Source organism: Kribbella sp. ALI-6-A (genome assembly GCF_001984195.1).
Classification (GTDB): Bacteria; Actinomycetota; Actinomycetes; order Propionibacteriales; family Kribbellaceae; genus Kribbella.
In genome coordinates this window covers 171,978-188,513 of the sequence record NZ_MTQN01000011.1, presented here as the reverse complement: position 1 = coordinate 188,513, position 16,536 = coordinate 171,978, and the positions used below count along the sequence as shown (strand labels likewise).

General features: G+C 69.8%; 15 protein-coding genes and 1 pseudogene. 11 read left to right on the top strand and 5 right to left on the bottom strand.

Features of this window, described 5'->3' with window-relative positions; translation table 11 throughout:
* Positions 1-93 precede the first annotated feature (93 nt).
* Positions 94-978: pseudogene (locus BWI15_RS21455) on the bottom strand (MFS transporter); the annotation flags it as partial.
* A 96-nt stretch (positions 979-1,074) separates the two neighbouring features.
* Here BWI15_RS21455 and BWI15_RS21450 point away from each other — a divergent pair.
* The 3 genes from BWI15_RS21450 (at position 1,075) to BWI15_RS21440 (ending at position 4,020) form a co-directional block, all read left to right on the top strand.
* Complete coding sequence (locus tag BWI15_RS21450; RefSeq protein ID WP_143465764.1) at positions 1,075-2,397, top strand: CPBP family intramembrane glutamic endopeptidase; 1,323 nt, start codon at positions 1,075-1,077, stop codon at positions 2,395-2,397.
* A 43-nt stretch (positions 2,398-2,440) separates the two neighbouring features.
* On the top strand, positions 2,441-3,157 hold the full coding sequence (locus tag BWI15_RS21445) for an HAD family hydrolase (RefSeq protein ID WP_077017168.1): 717 nt from the start codon (positions 2,441-2,443) through the stop codon (positions 3,155-3,157).
* A 62-nt stretch (positions 3,158-3,219) separates the two neighbouring features.
* A complete protein-coding gene (locus BWI15_RS21440; RefSeq protein WP_077016276.1) occupies positions 3,220-4,020 on the top strand; it encodes a GNAT family N-acetyltransferase in 801 nt (266 codons plus the stop codon).
* A gap of 102 nt (positions 4,021-4,122) precedes the next feature.
* Here the strand turns inward: BWI15_RS21440 and BWI15_RS21435 are convergent, their stop codons facing one another.
* Positions 4,123-5,082, bottom strand: coding sequence for a sigma-70 family RNA polymerase sigma factor (locus BWI15_RS21435; RefSeq protein WP_143465762.1), 960 nt, complete (start codon positions 5,080-5,082; stop codon positions 4,123-4,125).
* Between the two features lie 631 nt (positions 5,083-5,713).
* Here BWI15_RS21435 and BWI15_RS21430 point away from each other — a divergent pair.
* The gene (locus BWI15_RS21430) at positions 5,714-6,493 is read left to right on the top strand and encodes an RICIN domain-containing protein (RefSeq protein WP_077016274.1); all 780 of its coding nucleotides are present in this window, start codon (positions 5,714-5,716) and stop codon (positions 6,491-6,493) included.
* A 59-nt stretch (positions 6,494-6,552) separates the two neighbouring features.
* Here the strand turns inward: BWI15_RS21430 and BWI15_RS21425 are convergent, their stop codons facing one another.
* The 3 genes from BWI15_RS21425 to BWI15_RS21415 are packed head-to-tail and all read right to left on the bottom strand — an operon-like array spanning position 6,553 to position 10,083.
* On the bottom strand, positions 6,553-8,628 hold the full coding sequence (locus BWI15_RS21425) for a S9 family peptidase (protein WP_077016273.1): 2,076 nt from the start codon (positions 8,626-8,628) through the stop codon (positions 6,553-6,555).
* A gap of 24 nt (positions 8,629-8,652) precedes the next feature.
* The gene (xth, locus tag BWI15_RS21420; protein ID WP_077016272.1) at positions 8,653-9,456 is read right to left on the bottom strand and encodes an exodeoxyribonuclease III; all 804 of its coding nucleotides are present in this window, start codon (positions 9,454-9,456) and stop codon (positions 8,653-8,655) included.
* A 42-nt stretch (positions 9,457-9,498) separates the two neighbouring features.
* Positions 9,499-10,083: a TetR/AcrR family transcriptional regulator gene (locus BWI15_RS21415; RefSeq protein WP_077016271.1), complete on the bottom strand. Its 585-nt coding sequence runs from the start codon at positions 10,081-10,083 to the stop codon at positions 9,499-9,501.
* Between the two features lie 73 nt (positions 10,084-10,156).
* Between BWI15_RS21415 and BWI15_RS21410 the strand changes: the two genes are divergently transcribed.
* The 7 genes from BWI15_RS21410 (at position 10,157) to BWI15_RS21380 (ending at position 16,477) form a co-directional block, all read left to right on the top strand.
* A complete protein-coding gene (locus tag BWI15_RS21410) occupies positions 10,157-11,047 on the top strand; it encodes a short-chain dehydrogenase/reductase (protein ID WP_077016270.1) in 891 nt (296 codons plus the stop codon).
* Entirely contained in the window at positions 11,044-12,204 is a 1,161-nt protein-coding gene (locus BWI15_RS21405) for a saccharopine dehydrogenase family protein (RefSeq protein WP_077016269.1), read from the top strand. Before BWI15_RS21410 ends, BWI15_RS21405 begins: the two co-directional genes overlap by 4 nt.
* Positions 12,205-12,206: 2 nt before the next feature.
* A complete protein-coding gene (locus tag BWI15_RS21400; protein ID WP_077016268.1) occupies positions 12,207-13,097 on the top strand; it encodes an alpha/beta fold hydrolase in 891 nt (296 codons plus the stop codon).
* On the top strand, positions 13,094-13,486 hold the full coding sequence (locus BWI15_RS21395) for a YccF domain-containing protein (protein ID WP_077016267.1): 393 nt from the start codon (positions 13,094-13,096) through the stop codon (positions 13,484-13,486). The genes BWI15_RS21400 and BWI15_RS21395 overlap by 4 nt, the downstream gene beginning before the upstream one ends.
* Positions 13,487-13,514: 28 nt before the next feature.
* Positions 13,515-14,243: an MBL fold metallo-hydrolase gene (locus BWI15_RS21390; RefSeq protein ID WP_077016266.1), complete on the top strand. Its 729-nt coding sequence runs from the start codon at positions 13,515-13,517 to the stop codon at positions 14,241-14,243.
* Positions 14,244-14,338: 95 nt separating this feature from the next.
* Positions 14,339-15,880 (top strand): MFS transporter, encoded by a 1,542-nt coding sequence (locus tag BWI15_RS21385; RefSeq protein ID WP_077016265.1) that lies wholly within the window; start codon positions 14,339-14,341, stop codon positions 15,878-15,880.
* 12 nt (positions 15,881-15,892) lie between these two features.
* Entirely contained in the window at positions 15,893-16,477 is a 585-nt protein-coding gene (locus BWI15_RS21380; RefSeq protein ID WP_077016264.1) for a TetR/AcrR family transcriptional regulator, read from the top strand.
* Positions 16,478-16,536: the final 59 nt, after the last annotated feature.

The window sequence follows — 16,536 nt, the reverse complement described above, 5'->3', positions numbered from 1 at the left end:
CACCGATGGCGGCGTACACGCACCAATCCGGCACTTGCTGGCGGTCGTCAGCGCCAGCGCCCCGAGACCGAGCACGATCGATGCGGTCAAGAACCCTGTCCGCTTGCCGAATCGGTTGCCGAAGGCAAGCCAGAGGGGGCTGACCAGCAACGCCGGGCCGACCACGCAGACGAAACCGATGCTCGCGGCGCCGGGATCGCGCAGCACGTAGCGGGCCAGGTAGTCGATGCCGGCGAGCATCGAGCCGATCGCGAGCGCCTGCAGCATCAAGGTGATCAGCAGCCAGCGGAAGTCGCGGACGCGGGCGACGACGCGGAGCTGATCGCGCAGCGTGCCGGTCGCCTCCTGCGGACGGCCGATCGGGGCGCGCCGCGTCCCGAGGTAGGCGCCGACGGTGCCGATGGCGAGCAGCAGCGCGACGGTCAGGCCCATCACGCGGTAGCCGTCGCGGCCGCCGATCGCGTCGCGGATCGCGGGAGACGCGCCACCGCTGACCAGGATCGCGACGGTGAGGAAGGCGACCCGCCAGGACATCAGCCGGGTCCGCTCGGTGTAGTCGTCGGTGATCTCGGCCGGCATCGCGACGTACGGCACCTGGAAGAACGCGTACGCCGTCGCGCACGCGAGGAAGGCGAGCAGGACCCAGGTCGCGTTCAGCGCTTTCGAACCGAGATCGGGAGCGGCGAACAGCAGCGCGAAGCAGATCGCCAGCGCGAGCCCGGCGCGGAGCAGGAACGGCCGGCGCGGACCGAGCGGCGACTGGTGATGGTCGCTGATCCGGCCGGCAACCGGGTTGAGCAGTACGTCGAGCGCCTTCGGCAGCAGCACGATCGCTCCGGCGGCTCCGGCGGCGATACCAAGGGTGTCGGTCAGGTAGGGGAGCAGCAGCAGACCTGGAACCGTGGCGAACGAACCGGTCGCCACGGAGCCGAGGGCATAGCCGATCCGCACCCGGCGGGCCTGCTGCTCGATCGGCATGGCGGAAGCATGTCAAACAACGCCGGTCCCGTGTCGAGCATTGTCCACAGGGCGTGGAACGCGGCGTGACTTGAGCCGATCTCATAGAGTCTCGGCATGGCGTCGCAGGCAGGGCCCCCGAACGGACCCAACGAACCACCGCACGACCCTGCCCAGGATCCGCGCAACCAACCGCCGCAGCCTGGGTACGGGACTCCGCCGATGCCCCAGGGGCAGCAGCTTCCCGGCGACGGGCCGGGCTTCTGGTCTCCCCAGCAGCCGCCGCCGTGGACCGGGCAGCCACCGCAGCAGCCCTACCAGCTGCCGCCGTACCCGCAGCAACCCCCGCCGTATCCGCAGCAGCAACCGCCGTACGGGCAACAGCCCTACCCGCAGCAGTCGCCGTACGGCCAACCCCCGTACGGGCAGCAGCCCTACGGCTCGGTGCCCTACAACATGCGGCCGCCCGAGCCACGCCAGGTCCCGGCGCCGCCGGGCACGCCGTTCCACCAGCTCGCGCGCAACGTCCGCCACAAGTGGTGGCGACCGCTGCTCGGCACGCTGATGCTGGCCGCTATCGCGTTCGTCCTCACCGCCGGTCTGTTCGTCGTCTGGACCATCGTGCACGGCGCGATCACCGGCGACGTACCGGAGAGCCAGGGCGACAACCTCTTTCCCAACGACCTGGAGAACCTCGCCAGCACGCTGGTGATGCTCGGAATCCTCACCCCCGTGGTCGCGTTCACCGCATGGTTGATCCAGCGCCGCCCGCCGTGGAGCGTCGCGTCGGTGCTCAACCGGATCCGCTGGAAGTGGCTGCTGCTCGCGTGCCTGCCCGGCCTGGGCTACCTCGCACTGTCCTACCTGTTGGGCACGCTGGTCGAGCTGGTCTTCCCGACCGCGGACCCGGTCCAGACCGACGACGGCGCGTGGGTCGGCTTCGCCGCGTTCATCGGCCCGGCGCTGCTGATCCTGCTGCTCGTCCCGTTCCAGTCCGCGGCCGAGGAGTTCGTGTTCCGCGGCTGGCTGGTGCAGACGATCGGCGCCTACGCACCGAGAAGCGACGCCCGCAACGCCGTCACCCGCGTGCTCTGGCGGGTGCTCCGTACGCCGTGGCCGGCGCTGGTCGTCAGCAGTGCGCTGTTCGTGTCGGCGCACGGCTACACCGGCTGGGCGATGGCCGACATCTTCCTGTTCGCGATGACGGTCGGCTGGCTGACGGTTCGCACCGGTGGCATCGAGGCCGCGATCGCCTTGCACGCGCTGAACAACCTGCTCGCCTTCATGTTGCCCGCGGCAACTGGTCAGCTCGACGGCTGGGCCGACCAGGGTGGCGCGCCGTGGACCCTGCTGCTGACCGACATCCCGTGCCTGGCCTTCTTCGCGGTGAGCGTGGTGTGGCTGGCCAAGCGCCGCCGGGTGGCGACGGTCAGCCAGTGAAAACCAGCGGCGCTTGTCGGTGCGATCTGGCAACCTGTCCGCCGTGACGAAGCTGACTCCCGCACCGATCGAGGCCGTCCTGTTCGACTGGGGCGGCACCCTGGCCACCTGGCACGACATCGACCTGTACGCCGTCTGGCGCTCGGTCGCCGCCGTGATCGACGAGCCGCGCGCCGACGAGCTGGCGGCCAAGCTGGTCGCCGCCGAGAACGCCGCCTGGCTGCGGTCGCGCGACGAGCACGTCAGCACGACGCTGGAGGACGTCTGTCTGGCCGCCGAGGTGGTGATGACGCCGGCCGCGCTCGCGGAGTACGAGCGTCAGTGGCACCCGCACACCGAGCTCGACCCGGACGCGGTCGACATGCTCAAGCAGCTGCGCGACCGCGGTTACCGGCTCGGCGTGCTGTCGAACACGATCTGGTCCCGCCGTCGGCACGAGGAGATCTTCGCCCGAGACGCCGTGCTGGAGCTGTTCGACGGCGCGGTCTACACCAGCGAGGTGCCGTGGACCAAGCCGCACCCGGAGACCTTTCTGGCCGCCATGCGGGCCGCCGGCGCCTCCGACCCGGCGCGCTGCGTGTTCGTCGGCGACCGGCTGTTCGACGACGTCTGGGGCGCCCAGAACGTCGGCATGCGCGCCGTGCACATCCCGCACAGCAACATCCCGACCGACCAGATCGGCCACACCGAGGGCGCCCCCGACGCCACCATCCAGCGCCTGTCCGAGCTCCCCGCCGTACTCGATTCGTGGGCCCGGTGAACTTTTCCGGCGTCTGAAGCGTGATCTGTGCGGAGACTTCCCCGAGTGACCCTGGAGCTGCGATGAGTGATCTGCCGAAGTCCGTCGAATCGGTGAACCAGTTGGCCGTGGTGTGGCGGGCGATGGTGCTCGACCGTGCCGCCGACGCGGATGTGCGCGACCTTCCCGGCATCGCCGTGCGCTGGGCCGACAGCCGGTTCGCCTTCTGGAACTGCATCACGTTGACCGATGCCGAACCCGACCCGGAGTCGCTCGGGCAGCAGCTCGGCCAGGCGGCGGACATCATGCGCTCGAAGCAGCAGCCCGGCTTCCTGTGGCTGTTCGAGGACCTGCTGGACGATGACGCCAAGGCGGTGCTCGCGTCGGCGGCCGAGCAGGCGGGTCTCGAGTTCGCCTTCCCGGGAGTGGGGATGGCCGGAGACATCCTTCCGCTGCCCGAGCCGGTGCACCCAGACCTGACGTTCGTCCGGGTGACCACCGACGAGCAGCTGCTGGCGTACGCCGATCTCAACTCGCGCGCGTACGGCTTTCCGCTGGAGGCCGGTCGCGACGGCCTGAGCGGATCCACGCTCTGGAAGAAGGAGGTGCACGCCTACCTCGGGATGCGCGGCGACCAGCCGGTGACCTGCGCCGGCGCGGTCGAAGCGGACGGCCGGCTGTTCGTCGCGCTGGTCGCCACCGATCCGGAGTGGCAACGCCGGGGCTACGGCGAGGCGGTCACCCGCAAGGCGCTGTACGAGGGAGCGCGGGCGACCGGGCTGACGCGCGCCATCTTGCACGCGACCGAGGCCGGCGCCCCGGTCTACCCGCGGATCGGGTTCGAACCCAACACGCCGATCCGTTTCTACGGCCTGAAGAGCTGACAGCGCTCGAAACCTCTGCACACGACAGGACCCCCGGGCCGTGGCGGGCTCGGGGGTCCTGGGTGGGGGTTTGGTTGGCTGCGGCTGCCTGGCGGCTCAGACCTAGGCGGCCAGGGTCGGGTCGGCCAGCAGGCGCAGGCGCCCCAGCGCCTCGCGCTCGATCTGGCGCACCCGCTCGGCGGAGATGCCGTGCACCGCGCCGATGTCGGCCAGCTTGGCCTGGCGGCCGTCGTGCAGGCCGTACCGGCGGCGGATCACATCGGCCGAGCGCGGGTCGAGCTGGTCGACCAGGCTGAACAGTCCGGAGCGGTCCGACGCGTCCGCGACCAGCTGGTCGGGGCCCGGCGCGGTCTCGGCCGCGATCAGGTCGCCCAGCGAGGTCTCGCCCTCGTCGTCGATCGGGTTGTCCAGGCTGATGTGGTCCCGGCCGATCCGGATCAGTTCACTGACCCGCTCCTCGTCCAGGTCCAGCTCCGCCGCGATCTCGTCCATCTCCGGCTCACGCCCGAGCTTGCGCTCCAGCGTCCGCCGGGCCGAGCCGATCTGGTTCAGCTGCTCCACCACGTGCACCGGCAGCCGGACCACTCGGGCCTGCTGCGCGATCCCGCGGGTGATGGCCTGGCGCACCCACCAGGTCGCGTACGTCGAGAACTTGAAGCCCTTGCGGTAGTCGAACTTCTCCACCGCGCGGATCAGTCCGGTGTTGCCCTCCTGGACCAGGTCCAGCAGCGGCATCTGGGAACGGCCGTACCGGCGCGCGATCGAGACCACGAGCCGCAGGTTCGCGGTGACGAACCGCTGCTGCGCGCGCTGGCCTTCCTCGGCCAGCCACTCCAGCTCTTCCTGCGTCGCGTACTTGGGCGCGCCGCCCTTCTTACGTCCAACCCGCCCCTCGGCCAACAGCTGCTCCGCCAGGAGTCCTGCCTCGACCGTCTCAGCGAGCTCGACTTCTTCTTCCGCGGTCAGCAGAGGAGTGCGCGCGATCTCTTCCAGGTAGAGACCGACGCTGTCCTTGCCGTCGATACCTTCGTCCGTGGACCGGACACGAGCCATGCGAGCCACCGAAACTCCCTTCGTCGTTACATGGAGAGCAACGCTCGAGTGAGGTTCAAGATTCCACGACGAGTGTGTAAACAGCCTGAACGTTCCCTGAGAGTTCCCGGCACCTCACCGACCGGGAATCCACCGCGAAAACGCCCCGTACGCCGTCCCGTCACGCCCTGAATCCGCCGAATCGACGTGCTCCAGAGGGATTCGGAGCCGCCACGGGAGCGGACGGGCCGGAGCGGAAACCTGAGAACAACCGAAAGCCCTGGCCGGGGCGGGGCTAAAATGTGTTGCAAGACACACCTTCAACTCGTCATCACATCGAACGCCACAGGTACCCGGGGCATTCCGGCGGAAACCGCGAACTTGTGCATGCGGATCGGCCGGCTATTCGTGGTCGCCGTCACGATTCGGCGCAGACGGCGTGGCGGCCGCCCCGCGAGGGCATCACGAGAACGCCACCGCTGGTTCACAACTTGGTCTCACCGTGACCTCTGCGAGCGGGGCAGGTCACGGCGACCTGGCATTTTGTTGCCTCTGGCATCAAGTGGCCGGTTGCGGTGGGCGGCTGCAGGGCAGTTACTTGCTGCAGGCGAGTCACTGCGAACAGTGATCGCCCCCCAGCGCATCGACCACGGAGGTTGCCTTGAAGCTTCAGCCCATCACGCGGAGTGCCGTCGTCTTCCTCGCCGTCACGCTCGGTGCCGGTACGGCACTCGGAGCGGCCCCGGCCCAGGCCGCTCCGGCCGGCACCCCGGCCCCGCAGTCGGCCACCGCCGCCCCCGTCGACCTGCCGGTCGGCAAGCCGCGCCAGATCGTCAACCGGGTCGAGTCGAAGCTGTGCCTGACCTTCGCCGTCACGCCCAGCGGCATCCCGACCGCCGTGATGCTGAAGTGCGCCAGTGGCAAGAAGGGCAAGATCCAGCAGTGGACCTACACGGCTGAGGGTCAGCTGATGGTGTCGATGTCGAAGGGCGTCGGTGGCGACCTTCCGCACGGCGCCTGCCTGGACACGGCCGCGGACCTGGCCAAGCCCGACGGTCAGGCGCCGTTGCTGGTGCTGCCGTGCCGCGTCGGTGACGGACAGAAGTGGTCCTACGACAAGGCGACCGGCGCGCTGGTCAACAAGGCCAACGGCAAGGCCCTGAGCTCGATGATCGGCGTGGCCAAGCAGGCCCGGCCGACCTCGACGGTTCCCTACACGGGCGGCAAGGACCAGAAGTGGCGCCCGAGCGCGATCCCGGGCAACACCCCGCTGCAGGCGATCGCCGAGCTGGTCAACGCGCTGCTGGAGGCGCTGGGCCTGGAGATGCCGGACGAGTACGACACCCAGGGCCAGCAGCTGCTGAAGGCGGTCAGCGCGGACGTACCGGTGCCGGACCAGCTGAAGCAGCTGCCCAAGCAGATGGTGAAGATGGCCGGCTGACCACTGCAGGCCGCACAGGCTGGGTGACCGCGATCCGGTCACCCAGCCTCACTCGCGGGTCAGGCCAGACCGAGCGTGTCCAGCTCCCAGGCCAGCGTGAACGCGACCTCGCGCCACGCGTCGTACCGGCCGCTGCGGCCGCCGTGGCCGGCCTCCATCTCGGTCTTCAGCAGTACGTCGACGTCGCCGGCGGCGGTGGCCCGCAGTTTGGCGACCCATTTGGCCGGCTCGACGTAGAAGACGCGGGTGTCGTTGAGGCTGGTGATCGCGAGGATCCGCGGATACTGCTGGGCCGTCACGTTCTCGTACGGCGAGTAGGACTTCATGTACTCGTAGACCTGCGGGTCCTCCAGCGGGTTGCCCCACTCCTCCCACTCGATCACCGTCAGCGGCAGCGACGGGTCCAGGATCGTGGTGAGCGCGTCGACGAACGGCACCTCCGCGACGATCCCGCCGAACGCCTGCGGGGCAAGGTTGGCCACGGCGCCCATCAGCAGCCCGCCGGCGCTGCCGCCCTGCGCGACGATCCGCTCGGGCCGGGTCCAGCCGTCCTTGGCCAGGTGCTCGGCGACCGCGACGAAGTCGGTGAACGTGTTGCGCTTGGTCAGCGTCTTGCCGTTGTCGTACCAGTGCCGGCCGAGCTCGCCACCACCCCGGACGTGCGCGATCGCGAACACCACACCACGATCGAGCAGCGACAGCCGCGGGATCGAGAACCACGGGTCCATCGAGGACTCGTACGAGCCGTAGCCGTAGAGCACGACCGGCGCGTTTCCGTCCTTGGTGACGTCCTTGCGGGCGACGATCGAGATCGGCACCTGCGTGCCGTCCGGCGCCGTCGCCCACTCCCGGTACTGCGTGTACGCGCTGAGGTCGACGCCGCCGAGCACGGGCTGCTGCTTGAGCAATCGCCGTTCGCCCGTGGCCACGTCCACGTCGTACGTCGAACCGGGCGTGACCAGCGAGGTGTAGCCGAACCGGTACCGGGTGTCGTCCCACTCGTCGTTGCGGCCGGGGGAGACGGTGTAGATCGGCTCGTCGAAGCCCAGCACCTCGGGCGCGCCGAAGCTGTCGCCGTCCCGCCGCATGATCGCCAGCTCGGTGAGCGCCTCCCGGCGGCGGTAGAGCACGACGTGCCCGGCGAACGCGTCGACGCCGAGCAGCCGGCTGGACTCGTCGCCCTCGATCAGCGTGGACCACTCGCCCGGCGCGTCCAGGGGAGCGCTGGCGAGCGAGAAGTTCTCGGCGTCCGCGTTGTGCGTGATCAGCAGTTGGTCGCCGGCGTGCTCGACGTCGTACTCGACGCCCTCGACCCGCGGCCGGACGACAACGGGCTCGCCGGTCGGGTCCTGTGCGTCGAGCAACCAGACCTCGCTGGTCAGCTTGCTGCCGAGAGCGATCTGGATGGCCTGCTCGTTGCGGGTCAGGTCGACCCCGATCCAGTACCGCTCGTCGGTCTCCTCCATCACCAGCACGTCCTCGGTGCCGGCGCCGAGCGTGTGCCGCCAGACCTGGAACGGCCGCCAGGCGTCGTCGACCTTGGTGTAGAAGATCGTCGAGCCGTCGGCGGACCAGGCCGAGCCGTAGTGCACCTCGGGCAGTTCGTCGGGCAGCAGCTCTCCGGTGGTGAGGTCCTTGATCCGCAGCGTGAACCGCTCGTCGCCCTTGAGGTCGATCGAGTAGGCCAGCAGGTTGCCGTCGGGGGAGACGTCGACGGTGCCCAGCGAGAAGAACTCCGAGTCGCCGGCCAGCACGTTGCCGTCCAGCATCACCTCTTCACCGGGGATCTCACCGTCGGTGGCCGGCGGCTGGTCACCCTCGGCGCGGACCCGGCAGCTGATCGCGTACTGCTTTCCCTCGACCGTGCGGGTGTAGTACCAGTAACCGCCGCGCCGCGACGGCACGCTCAGGTCGGTCTGCAGGGTGCGCGCGGAGATCTCGCCGAAGATTGCCTCACGCAACGAGTCCAGGTGTGCGGTGCGGGCTTCGGTGTAGGCGTTCTCGGCGCGCAGGTAGTCCAGCACCTCGTCGTTCGACTTGTCGCGCAACCACTCGTAGTCGTCGACGAAGACGTCGCCGTGGTGGATGCGTTCGATCGGCTTCTTCGCGGCGACAGGGGGAGTCAACTCAGGCATGTGGGGAGACTACCCGCCGCCCGCTCAGAGGTCGTACGTCGCGACGACCGGCGCGTGGTCGCTCCAGCGTTCGGCGTACGTCGGGGCGCGGTGGACCGTGCAGCCGGTCGCCGCCCCGGCGAGCTCGGGGGAGGCGATCTGGTAGTCGATCCGCCAGCCGGCGTCGTTGTCGAAGGCCTTGCCGCGCCACGACCACCAGGAGTACGGCCCGGGGCCCTCGCCGCCGAACCGCCGGCCCAGATCGACCCAGCCGGCCTCGAACAGCCGGTCCATCCAGGCGCGTTCCTCGGGCAGGAAGCCGCTCTTCTTGCGGTTGGCCTTCCACGCCTTCAGGTCGACCTCGCGATGGGCGATGTTCAGGTCGCCGCACATCAGGACGTGCCGCCCGTCGGCGCGCAGCTCGGTCAGCCGGGCGGTGATCGCGTCCAGGAACGCGTACTTCTCCGCCTGCCGCGGCGGCGTCTCGAACTCGCCGGTGAACACGTACGTACTGACCGCCGTCAGCGTCGAGCCGTCGTCGAGCACGACGTCGGCCTCGACCCACCGGCCCGACCCGTCGAACCGCTCCGGGCCGATGTCGGTCCGCTCCAGCTTGATCGGCCGCCGGCTCGCGACCGCGACCCCGGCCCGGCCCTTGCTGCCGGCGATCAGCGGCTCGGCGTGGGCCAGGTGCCAGTCACCGCCGAGGTGGTCGCGCAGCACGTCGTCGGTGGCCCGGACTTCCTGCAGCAGCAGGAGATCCGGATCGGTCTGCTCCAGCCACGGCGCCATGCCCCGCCGGTACGCCGCCCGAATCCCGTTCACGTTCACCGTGGCAACCTTCAGCACGCGGGTAACCCTAGCCGCGTCCGAGCGGTACGCCGTACCGCCTCACCGCCGCAGTGTGGTGAGAACGGCCGCCAGCGACCTCTCGCACAGGTTTTCGAGCTCGTCCTCGGTGACGGTCGGGTTGTCGATCCAGGTCAGCAGGATCTGCTCCACGTAGCCCTGCCAGCCCAGGCACACCAGTTCGACCTTCGGGGTGGTCTCGACGCCCTGCTGGGCGAGCGCGTCGATCACCCACCGGCTGAAGACCTGGCGCAGCTCCGTGTGCAGCGCGCGAACCGCGGGGTCTCCGGCGGCGGACATCAGCAGGGTCGCCCGGTAGAGCTGGGGGGCTTCGAGGACCGCGCGGACGAAGGCGCGGATGCCGCTGCTGAGCTGCTGGTCGGGTGGTAGCGACAGGTCGGGTGCGGTCCGGAGCATCAGCTCGGTGGCGGCCGCCTCGATCACGGCGTACTGGAACTTCTTCTTGGAGCCGAAGTAGTGGAAGAGCAGAGCGGGGGAGACCTTCGCCTCGGCGGCGACCTGCTCCACGCTCGGCTCGCGGTGCGGATCGGCCTCCAGCACGCGGCGGGCGGCGGCGAGGATCTGCGCCCGCCGCTCGTCCGGTCGCAGTCGCGAGGCATGGGTCATACCGGCAGTCTATTGAGTGTCGGCTCAACAAGCACTTACTGTTGAGTATCGACTCAACAGACGGAGGTCCGCGATGACCGGCAAGGTCGTACTCGTCACAGGCGCGTCCCGGGGGATCGGTGCGGCGGTGGCGCGCAGGCTCGCGAGTGAGGGTGACCAGTTGGCCCTGGTCGGGCTCGAGCCCGACGAGTTGAAGAAGGTCGCGGAGGCCTGCGGACCCGACGCCGGCTGGTGGGAGGCGGACGTCACCGACACCGACTCGTTGCGCGCCGCGGTTGAGGGCGTCGTCGCGCGGTACGGCCGGATCGACGTCGTCGTCGCGAACGCCGGGATCGCGGCGCCGGGCTTCACCCGGAGCATGGACCCGGCCGTCTGGGAGCGCGTGCTCGACGTCGACCTGTACGGCGTCTGGCGAACCGTGCACCTGACCCTGCCGCATCTGATCGCGAGCAAGGGGTACCTCCTGCTCGTGTCCTCTCTGGCAGCGGTCGTGCACATTCCGGGTCTCGCGTCGTACAACACAGCCAAGGCCGGAGTGGAGGCGATGGGTAACAGCCTGCGCGCCGAGCTGCGGCACCTCGGGGTCCGGGTCGGCGTCGCGCACATGACCTTCGTCGACACCGACATGGTCCGCGGGGTCGACGAGCATCCGGTGTTCGGCAACGTGCGGACCGGGATCCCGCTGGGAAACCGGGTGTACCCGTTGGAACTCGCGGTCGAGAAATTCGCCGCGGGCATCAGGAAGCGCTCTCGCGTCGTGCACGTGCCCGGCTGGATCGGGCCGCTGAAGATCATCCGGGCGCTGATCCCGCACGTCGTCGAGCTGGGCAGCCGGTTCTCCGTCGCGAAGGCCGACCGGGCGGCGCTGGCCGACATCGAGGCCCGCGGCGCCGACGTCTCGTCCCGGGCGTCCGGCGCCGGCGGTCTCGCCGACACGGCCAAGCCGAAGGCCGGCCGACGGTGAGCGAACGTCAGTACGACATCGTCCTGTTCGGTGCCACCGGGTTCACCGGCGCGCTGACCGCGCAGTACCTGGTCGACCACGCACCACCGGGTCTGAAGCTAGCTCTTGCCGGGCGGAACAAGGCGAAGCTGGAACGGCTGCGTTCACAGCTGAATGCAGCCGAGGTCGACCTGGTGCACGCCGACGTCGAGGACCGGGAAACGCTGAGAGCGGTTGCCGAGTCGGCCCGGATCGTCGTCACCACCGTCGGCCCGTACCTCCGGTACGGCGAACCGCTGGTCGCCGCGTGCGCCGAGGCCGGCACGGACTACCTCGACCTCACCGGCGAGTCGGAGTTCGTCGACCGGATGTACGTCGCCCATCACCCGAAGGCCGTCGAGACCGGCGCCCGGTTGATCCACTGCTGCGGCTTCGACTCGATCCCGTACGACCTGGGCGTGCAGTACACCGTCGAGCAGTTGCCGCGCCGGGTGCCGATCAAGGTCGAGGGGATGATCCGGGCCAGCGGCAAACCATCCGGCGGCACGTGGCAGACCGTGGTGACGGGGCTGTCGCGCGGCAAGCAGAACCTCGACGCCCATCGCGCCCGGCGCCGGGTCGAGGAGCTCCCGCAAGGGCGGTCGGTCAGGCTGTCCAGCGGGCGGCTGCACCGAGCGCAGGGCTTCTGGGCGGTGCCGTTGCCGACCGTCGACCCGCAGATCGTCCGGCGCTCCGCGATGCTGCTGGACGAGTACGGTCCGGACTTCACCTACGCGCACTACGCGGGGGTGAAGCGACTGCCGATGGTTGCTGGAGGCATCCTCGGGATCGGCCTGCTCGGCGTGGCCGCACAGATCCCGCCGGCCCGGAACGCGCTGCTCGGCCGGATCAAGTCCGGGGACGGGCCGTCGCCCGAGCGCCGGGCGAGGTCCTGGTTCGAGGCCCGCTTCACCGGTTCCGGCGGCGGCAAACGCGTCGTGACCCAGGTCGCGGGCGGTGACCCTGGCTACGACGAGACCGCGAAAATGCTCGGCGAGTGCGCGCTGTGTCTGGCGCTCGACGACCTGCCGCCGACCTCGGGCCAGGTCACCACGGCGTCCGCGATGGGCCCGGCGCTGCGCGACCGTCTGGTTGCCGCCGGCATCGACTTCCGGGTGATCTCCACCGAGGACTACTGACCGTGCCCTCGACTCCGCGGGCCGCTCCGTCGCGGCGGGTGCGATCGGCGGACGGAACGGAGATCGCGCTCTACGAGTACGGCGACCCGTCCGCTCCGGTGCTCGTCTGCGTGCACGGCTATCCCGACAACGCCCGCCTCTGGGAACCCGTCGCGGCCCGGCTCGCCGACCACTTCCACGTCGTCACGTACGACGTACGCGGTGCGGGCAACTCCGATCACCCGCGCGGGCGCTCGGCGTACCGGTTGGAGCGGCTGGAAGAAGACTTCACTGCGGTGCTCGACGCGGTCGCGCCGGACCGACCGGTCCAGCTGCTCGCGCACGACTGGGGGTCGATCCAGGCCTGGCAGTTCGTCACCAGCGAGCGGTTGCGCGGCCGGATCGAGTCGTTCGTGTCGATCTCGGGGCCGTCGCTCGACCATGCGGGCTACTTCTTCCGCAGCCGCCGTCCGCGGCGCGACAAGTTCTCGCAGCTGGCGCACTCCTGGTACATCTTCTACTTCCAGCTGCCCTGGCTGCCCGAACGCGGCTGGCGCAAAGGCTGGGCGCATCGGGTGTTCGGCAAGCTGGAGCGCAGCGCCGGAGGCCATGCTCCCGCGGACGGGGAGCGCTCTCTGGCGGACTACCTGAACGGTCTGGAGCTCTACCGCGCGAACGTTCTGCCGCGGTTGCTGCGACCGCGGCCGCGGCGTACCGACGTACCGGTGCTCGCGGTTTCGCCGGACGGCGACGCGTTCGTGACGACGCCACTGCAGACCGACGTCGCACGCTGGGCCCCGAGCCTGAGCGTCCAGGTGGTCAGGGGTGGCCACTGGTTACCCCGGAACGATCCCGGACTCGTCGCCCGATTGACCCTCGAGCACACCCGCCGGGTGGCAGGCTGGCAGGTATGAGAACGCTGTTGAACCTGATCTGGCTGGTGCTGGCCGGATTCTGGCTGGCTGTGGGTTACGTGATCGCCGGGCTGATCTGCTGCATCCTGATCGTCACGATCCCGTTCGGCATCGCGTCGTTCCGGATCGCCGGCTTCGCGCTCTGGCCGTTCGGCCGCACCGTGGTCGACCGCCGCGGCGCGGGTGCCGGGTCGGTGCTGGGCAACATCATCTGGGTCGTGCTGGCCGGCTGGTGGCTGGCGCTGGGCCACCTGGTCACCGGGATCGCCCTGTGCGTCAGCATCATCGGCATCCCGCTCGGCCTGGCCAACTTCAAGCTGATCCCGATCTCGCTGCTACCGCTGGGCAAGGACATCGTCTCCACCGAGGAAGCCTTCGGCGCTCGATGACGCCGGCTGCCTGCGAAGGCTCGGCGCCGTGAGGTCGTTGACCGTGCTCGGGTCCTGCGGTGCGTGGCCCGAGGCGGGCCGGGCCTGCGCCGGCTTCCTGCTCGAGTACGACGGGTTCAAGGTCGTGCTCGATCTCGGCTACGCGACCTTGCCGCGGCTGCTCGAGCACTGCCCCGACGGCGAGGTCGACGCGGTCGTGGTGACCCACCAGCATCCCGACCACTGCGTCGACGTGAGCGCTCTCGCGCGCGTCCGGCACTACCAGGCGCCCGACTCCGCGCCGATCCCGCTGTACTGCCCACCCGGCGTTCTCGACGTACTGCGGGCGCTGGAACCACGTCCCGATCCGGCGACCGTCTTCGCCGTACACGACCTGGCCGGCGCCCGGGAGATCGGACCGTTCCGGCTGGAGACCGCTGCGTTGCCGCACTACGTGACCAACCTCGGCGTACGGCTCAGCGCTCCCGGGCTGACGGTCTCCTACACCGGTGACAGCGGCCCGGCCCCCGAACTGGCGGCGTTGGCCGAGGGCGCCGACCTCCACATCTCCGACGCGACCCACCAGCTACCACCTCCGGAGCCGCGGTTTCTGATGACGGCCCGGGAGGCCGCAGCCGGCGCGAAGGGTGCCACGCGGTTGCTGTTGACGCACTTCTGGCCGGGTACGGATCGCGCTCTCTCGGTGTCCCAGGCGCAGGAGGTGTTCTTCGGCGACGTGATCGCCGCCGAGGAAGGTCTCGTCCTGGACCTCGGCTAGCCCCTCCGTGGCCGATCCGAGCGGCCAACGACTTCGCCCTTCATGTTGAACGATGGTACAAGTAGTACGTACGTTCAACTTGATCGGACGGTGAGATGACGACGGAACCGACGGCCCGCGCCGGGTGGCGCGAGTGGGCCGGCTTCGCGGTGCTGGCGTTGCCGACCGTGCTGCTCGGGCTCGATGTGACGGCGCTGTACCTCGTGGTTCCGAGCCTGGCCGCGGAGCTGCGGCCCACCGCGACGGAGACGCTGTGGATCATGGACGCCTACGGATTCCTCATCGCGGGATTCCTGATCACGATGGGGACGCTGGGCGACCGGATCGGGCGGCGGCGCCTGCTGATGCTCGGCATGGCTGCCTTCGCAGTGGCCTCGGTTCTCGCCGCCTTCGCCCCGAGTGCGTTGTGGCTGATCATCGCGCGCGCACTGCTGGGCGTGGCTGGTGCGACGCTGATGCCGTCCACCTTGTCGCTGATCAGCAACATGTTCAGCAACGCGGGGCAGCGGGCGCTGGCGATCGGTGGATGGGCCACGATGTTCGCGTTCGGGATGGCGGCCGGTCCGATCGTGGGCGGTTACCTGACGGCCGGCTTCTGGTGGGGCGCGGCGTTCCTGATCGCCGTACCGATCAGCGTGATCGTGCTGGTCGCCGCACCCAGGCTGCTGCCGGAGTTTCGGGCCGGAGCCGGCCGGCTCGACCTGGTGAGCGTCGGCCTGTCGCTGGCGGCGATGCTCCCGATCATCTTCGCGATCAAGCACGTCGCAGCGCACGGACTCGACCTCCAGGCAGCGGCGGCCGTTGCTGTCGGTGGTGGCTCGACTGTTGCGTTCGTCCGCCGTCAGCTCCGCTTGAAGGAGCCGCTGCTCGAGATGAGGCTCTTCACCAACAGAGCCTTCTCCGCCGCCCTGTCGGTCTTGCTGATCGGCCTGGTCGGATTCGGCGGAATGATGTACCTGATCACCCAGCACCTGCAGCTCGTCGCGGACCTGTCTCCGCTGGCAGCCGGTCTGTGGATGGGACCACCGGCGCTGGCGATGCTGATCGGCGGCATCGGGGCACCTTTGCTCGCCACTCGTGTTTCGCCGGGAGTCGTGATGGGCTCCGCGCTCGCGCTGTCGCTCGTCGGGTACGGCCTCCTGGCCTTTGCCGGGACCGGCAGCAAGCTGAGTGTGGTCGGGGGCTTCGCGTTCCTCTATCTCGGCCTCGGAGTCATCGCCTCGTTGGGTACCGACATCGTCGTCGGTACGGCGCCGGTCGACAGCTCCGGATCGGCCGCCGCGCTCTCGGAAACCGTGCAGGAGCTCGGGATCGCGGCCGGGGTCGCACTGCTCGGCAGCCTCACCACAGCGGTCTACCGAAGGGCGGTCGAGTCTCGGTCCGGCCTGTCCGGATCCGTGGCCGAGCCGTACGACGACAGCCTCACCGGCGCCACGTCTGTGGCCGGGCAACTGCCGGCAGGGGCTCTGCAGCAGGCGAGGGAGGCGTTCACCAGCGGACTCAACATCGCCGCGATCGCCGCGGGGATCGCCATCGCCGGAGCGTCGGCGGCCTGCTTCACCATGCTGCGCCACGTCCGCCCGATCGGTGACGTCGAGGCGGAGCAGATAGCCTCGACCCGCGTGAGTGGCGATTGATCGGTGAGGGCGATGGTGGACGAGCACGAGGTCGACGGGCGCAAGGTGCGTGGCGTACGCCGCCGAGCCCAGATCATCGAGGCGACCCTGACGGTGGTCCGCCGCGACGGCGCCGCCGGCGTGACCCATCGGAGCGTCGCCAAGGAAGCCGGGATCACCACCAGTCTGACGCTCTACTACTTCGCGACCCTCGACGATCTGCTCGTGGCCGCGCTGACCAGCGTCACCGACACCTACACCAGCCGCATCCGCCAACTCATCGACACCGGGGACGACCCGGTCCAGGGTCTCGCCCACCTGATCGCCGAGTCCGGGGGCTCCGGCCGTGAGCGAGCACTCGCCGAACGCGAGCTGTCGACCCTCGCGGCCCGCCGTCCCGCCCTCCGCCCCGCCGCTCGAGGCTGGCGCGACGAGGTCGCGGAGCTCGCCCGGACACAGACCCGGGACCCTGACGCGGTCGAAGCTTTTGTCGCCTTGTGCGATGGCTTGTGCACCGCCATCCTGCTCGACGACCACGACGCCGACCCGGACCACATCCGCACCATGCTCGCCAAGTCCCTCCGAGGCACCGGTCCGGACAGCGAACCGTCCCCGTGACCTGAGGACGGGTCAGCCGCACTCACGCCGATTCCGGCGACTGACCCGCGCTCATGGCC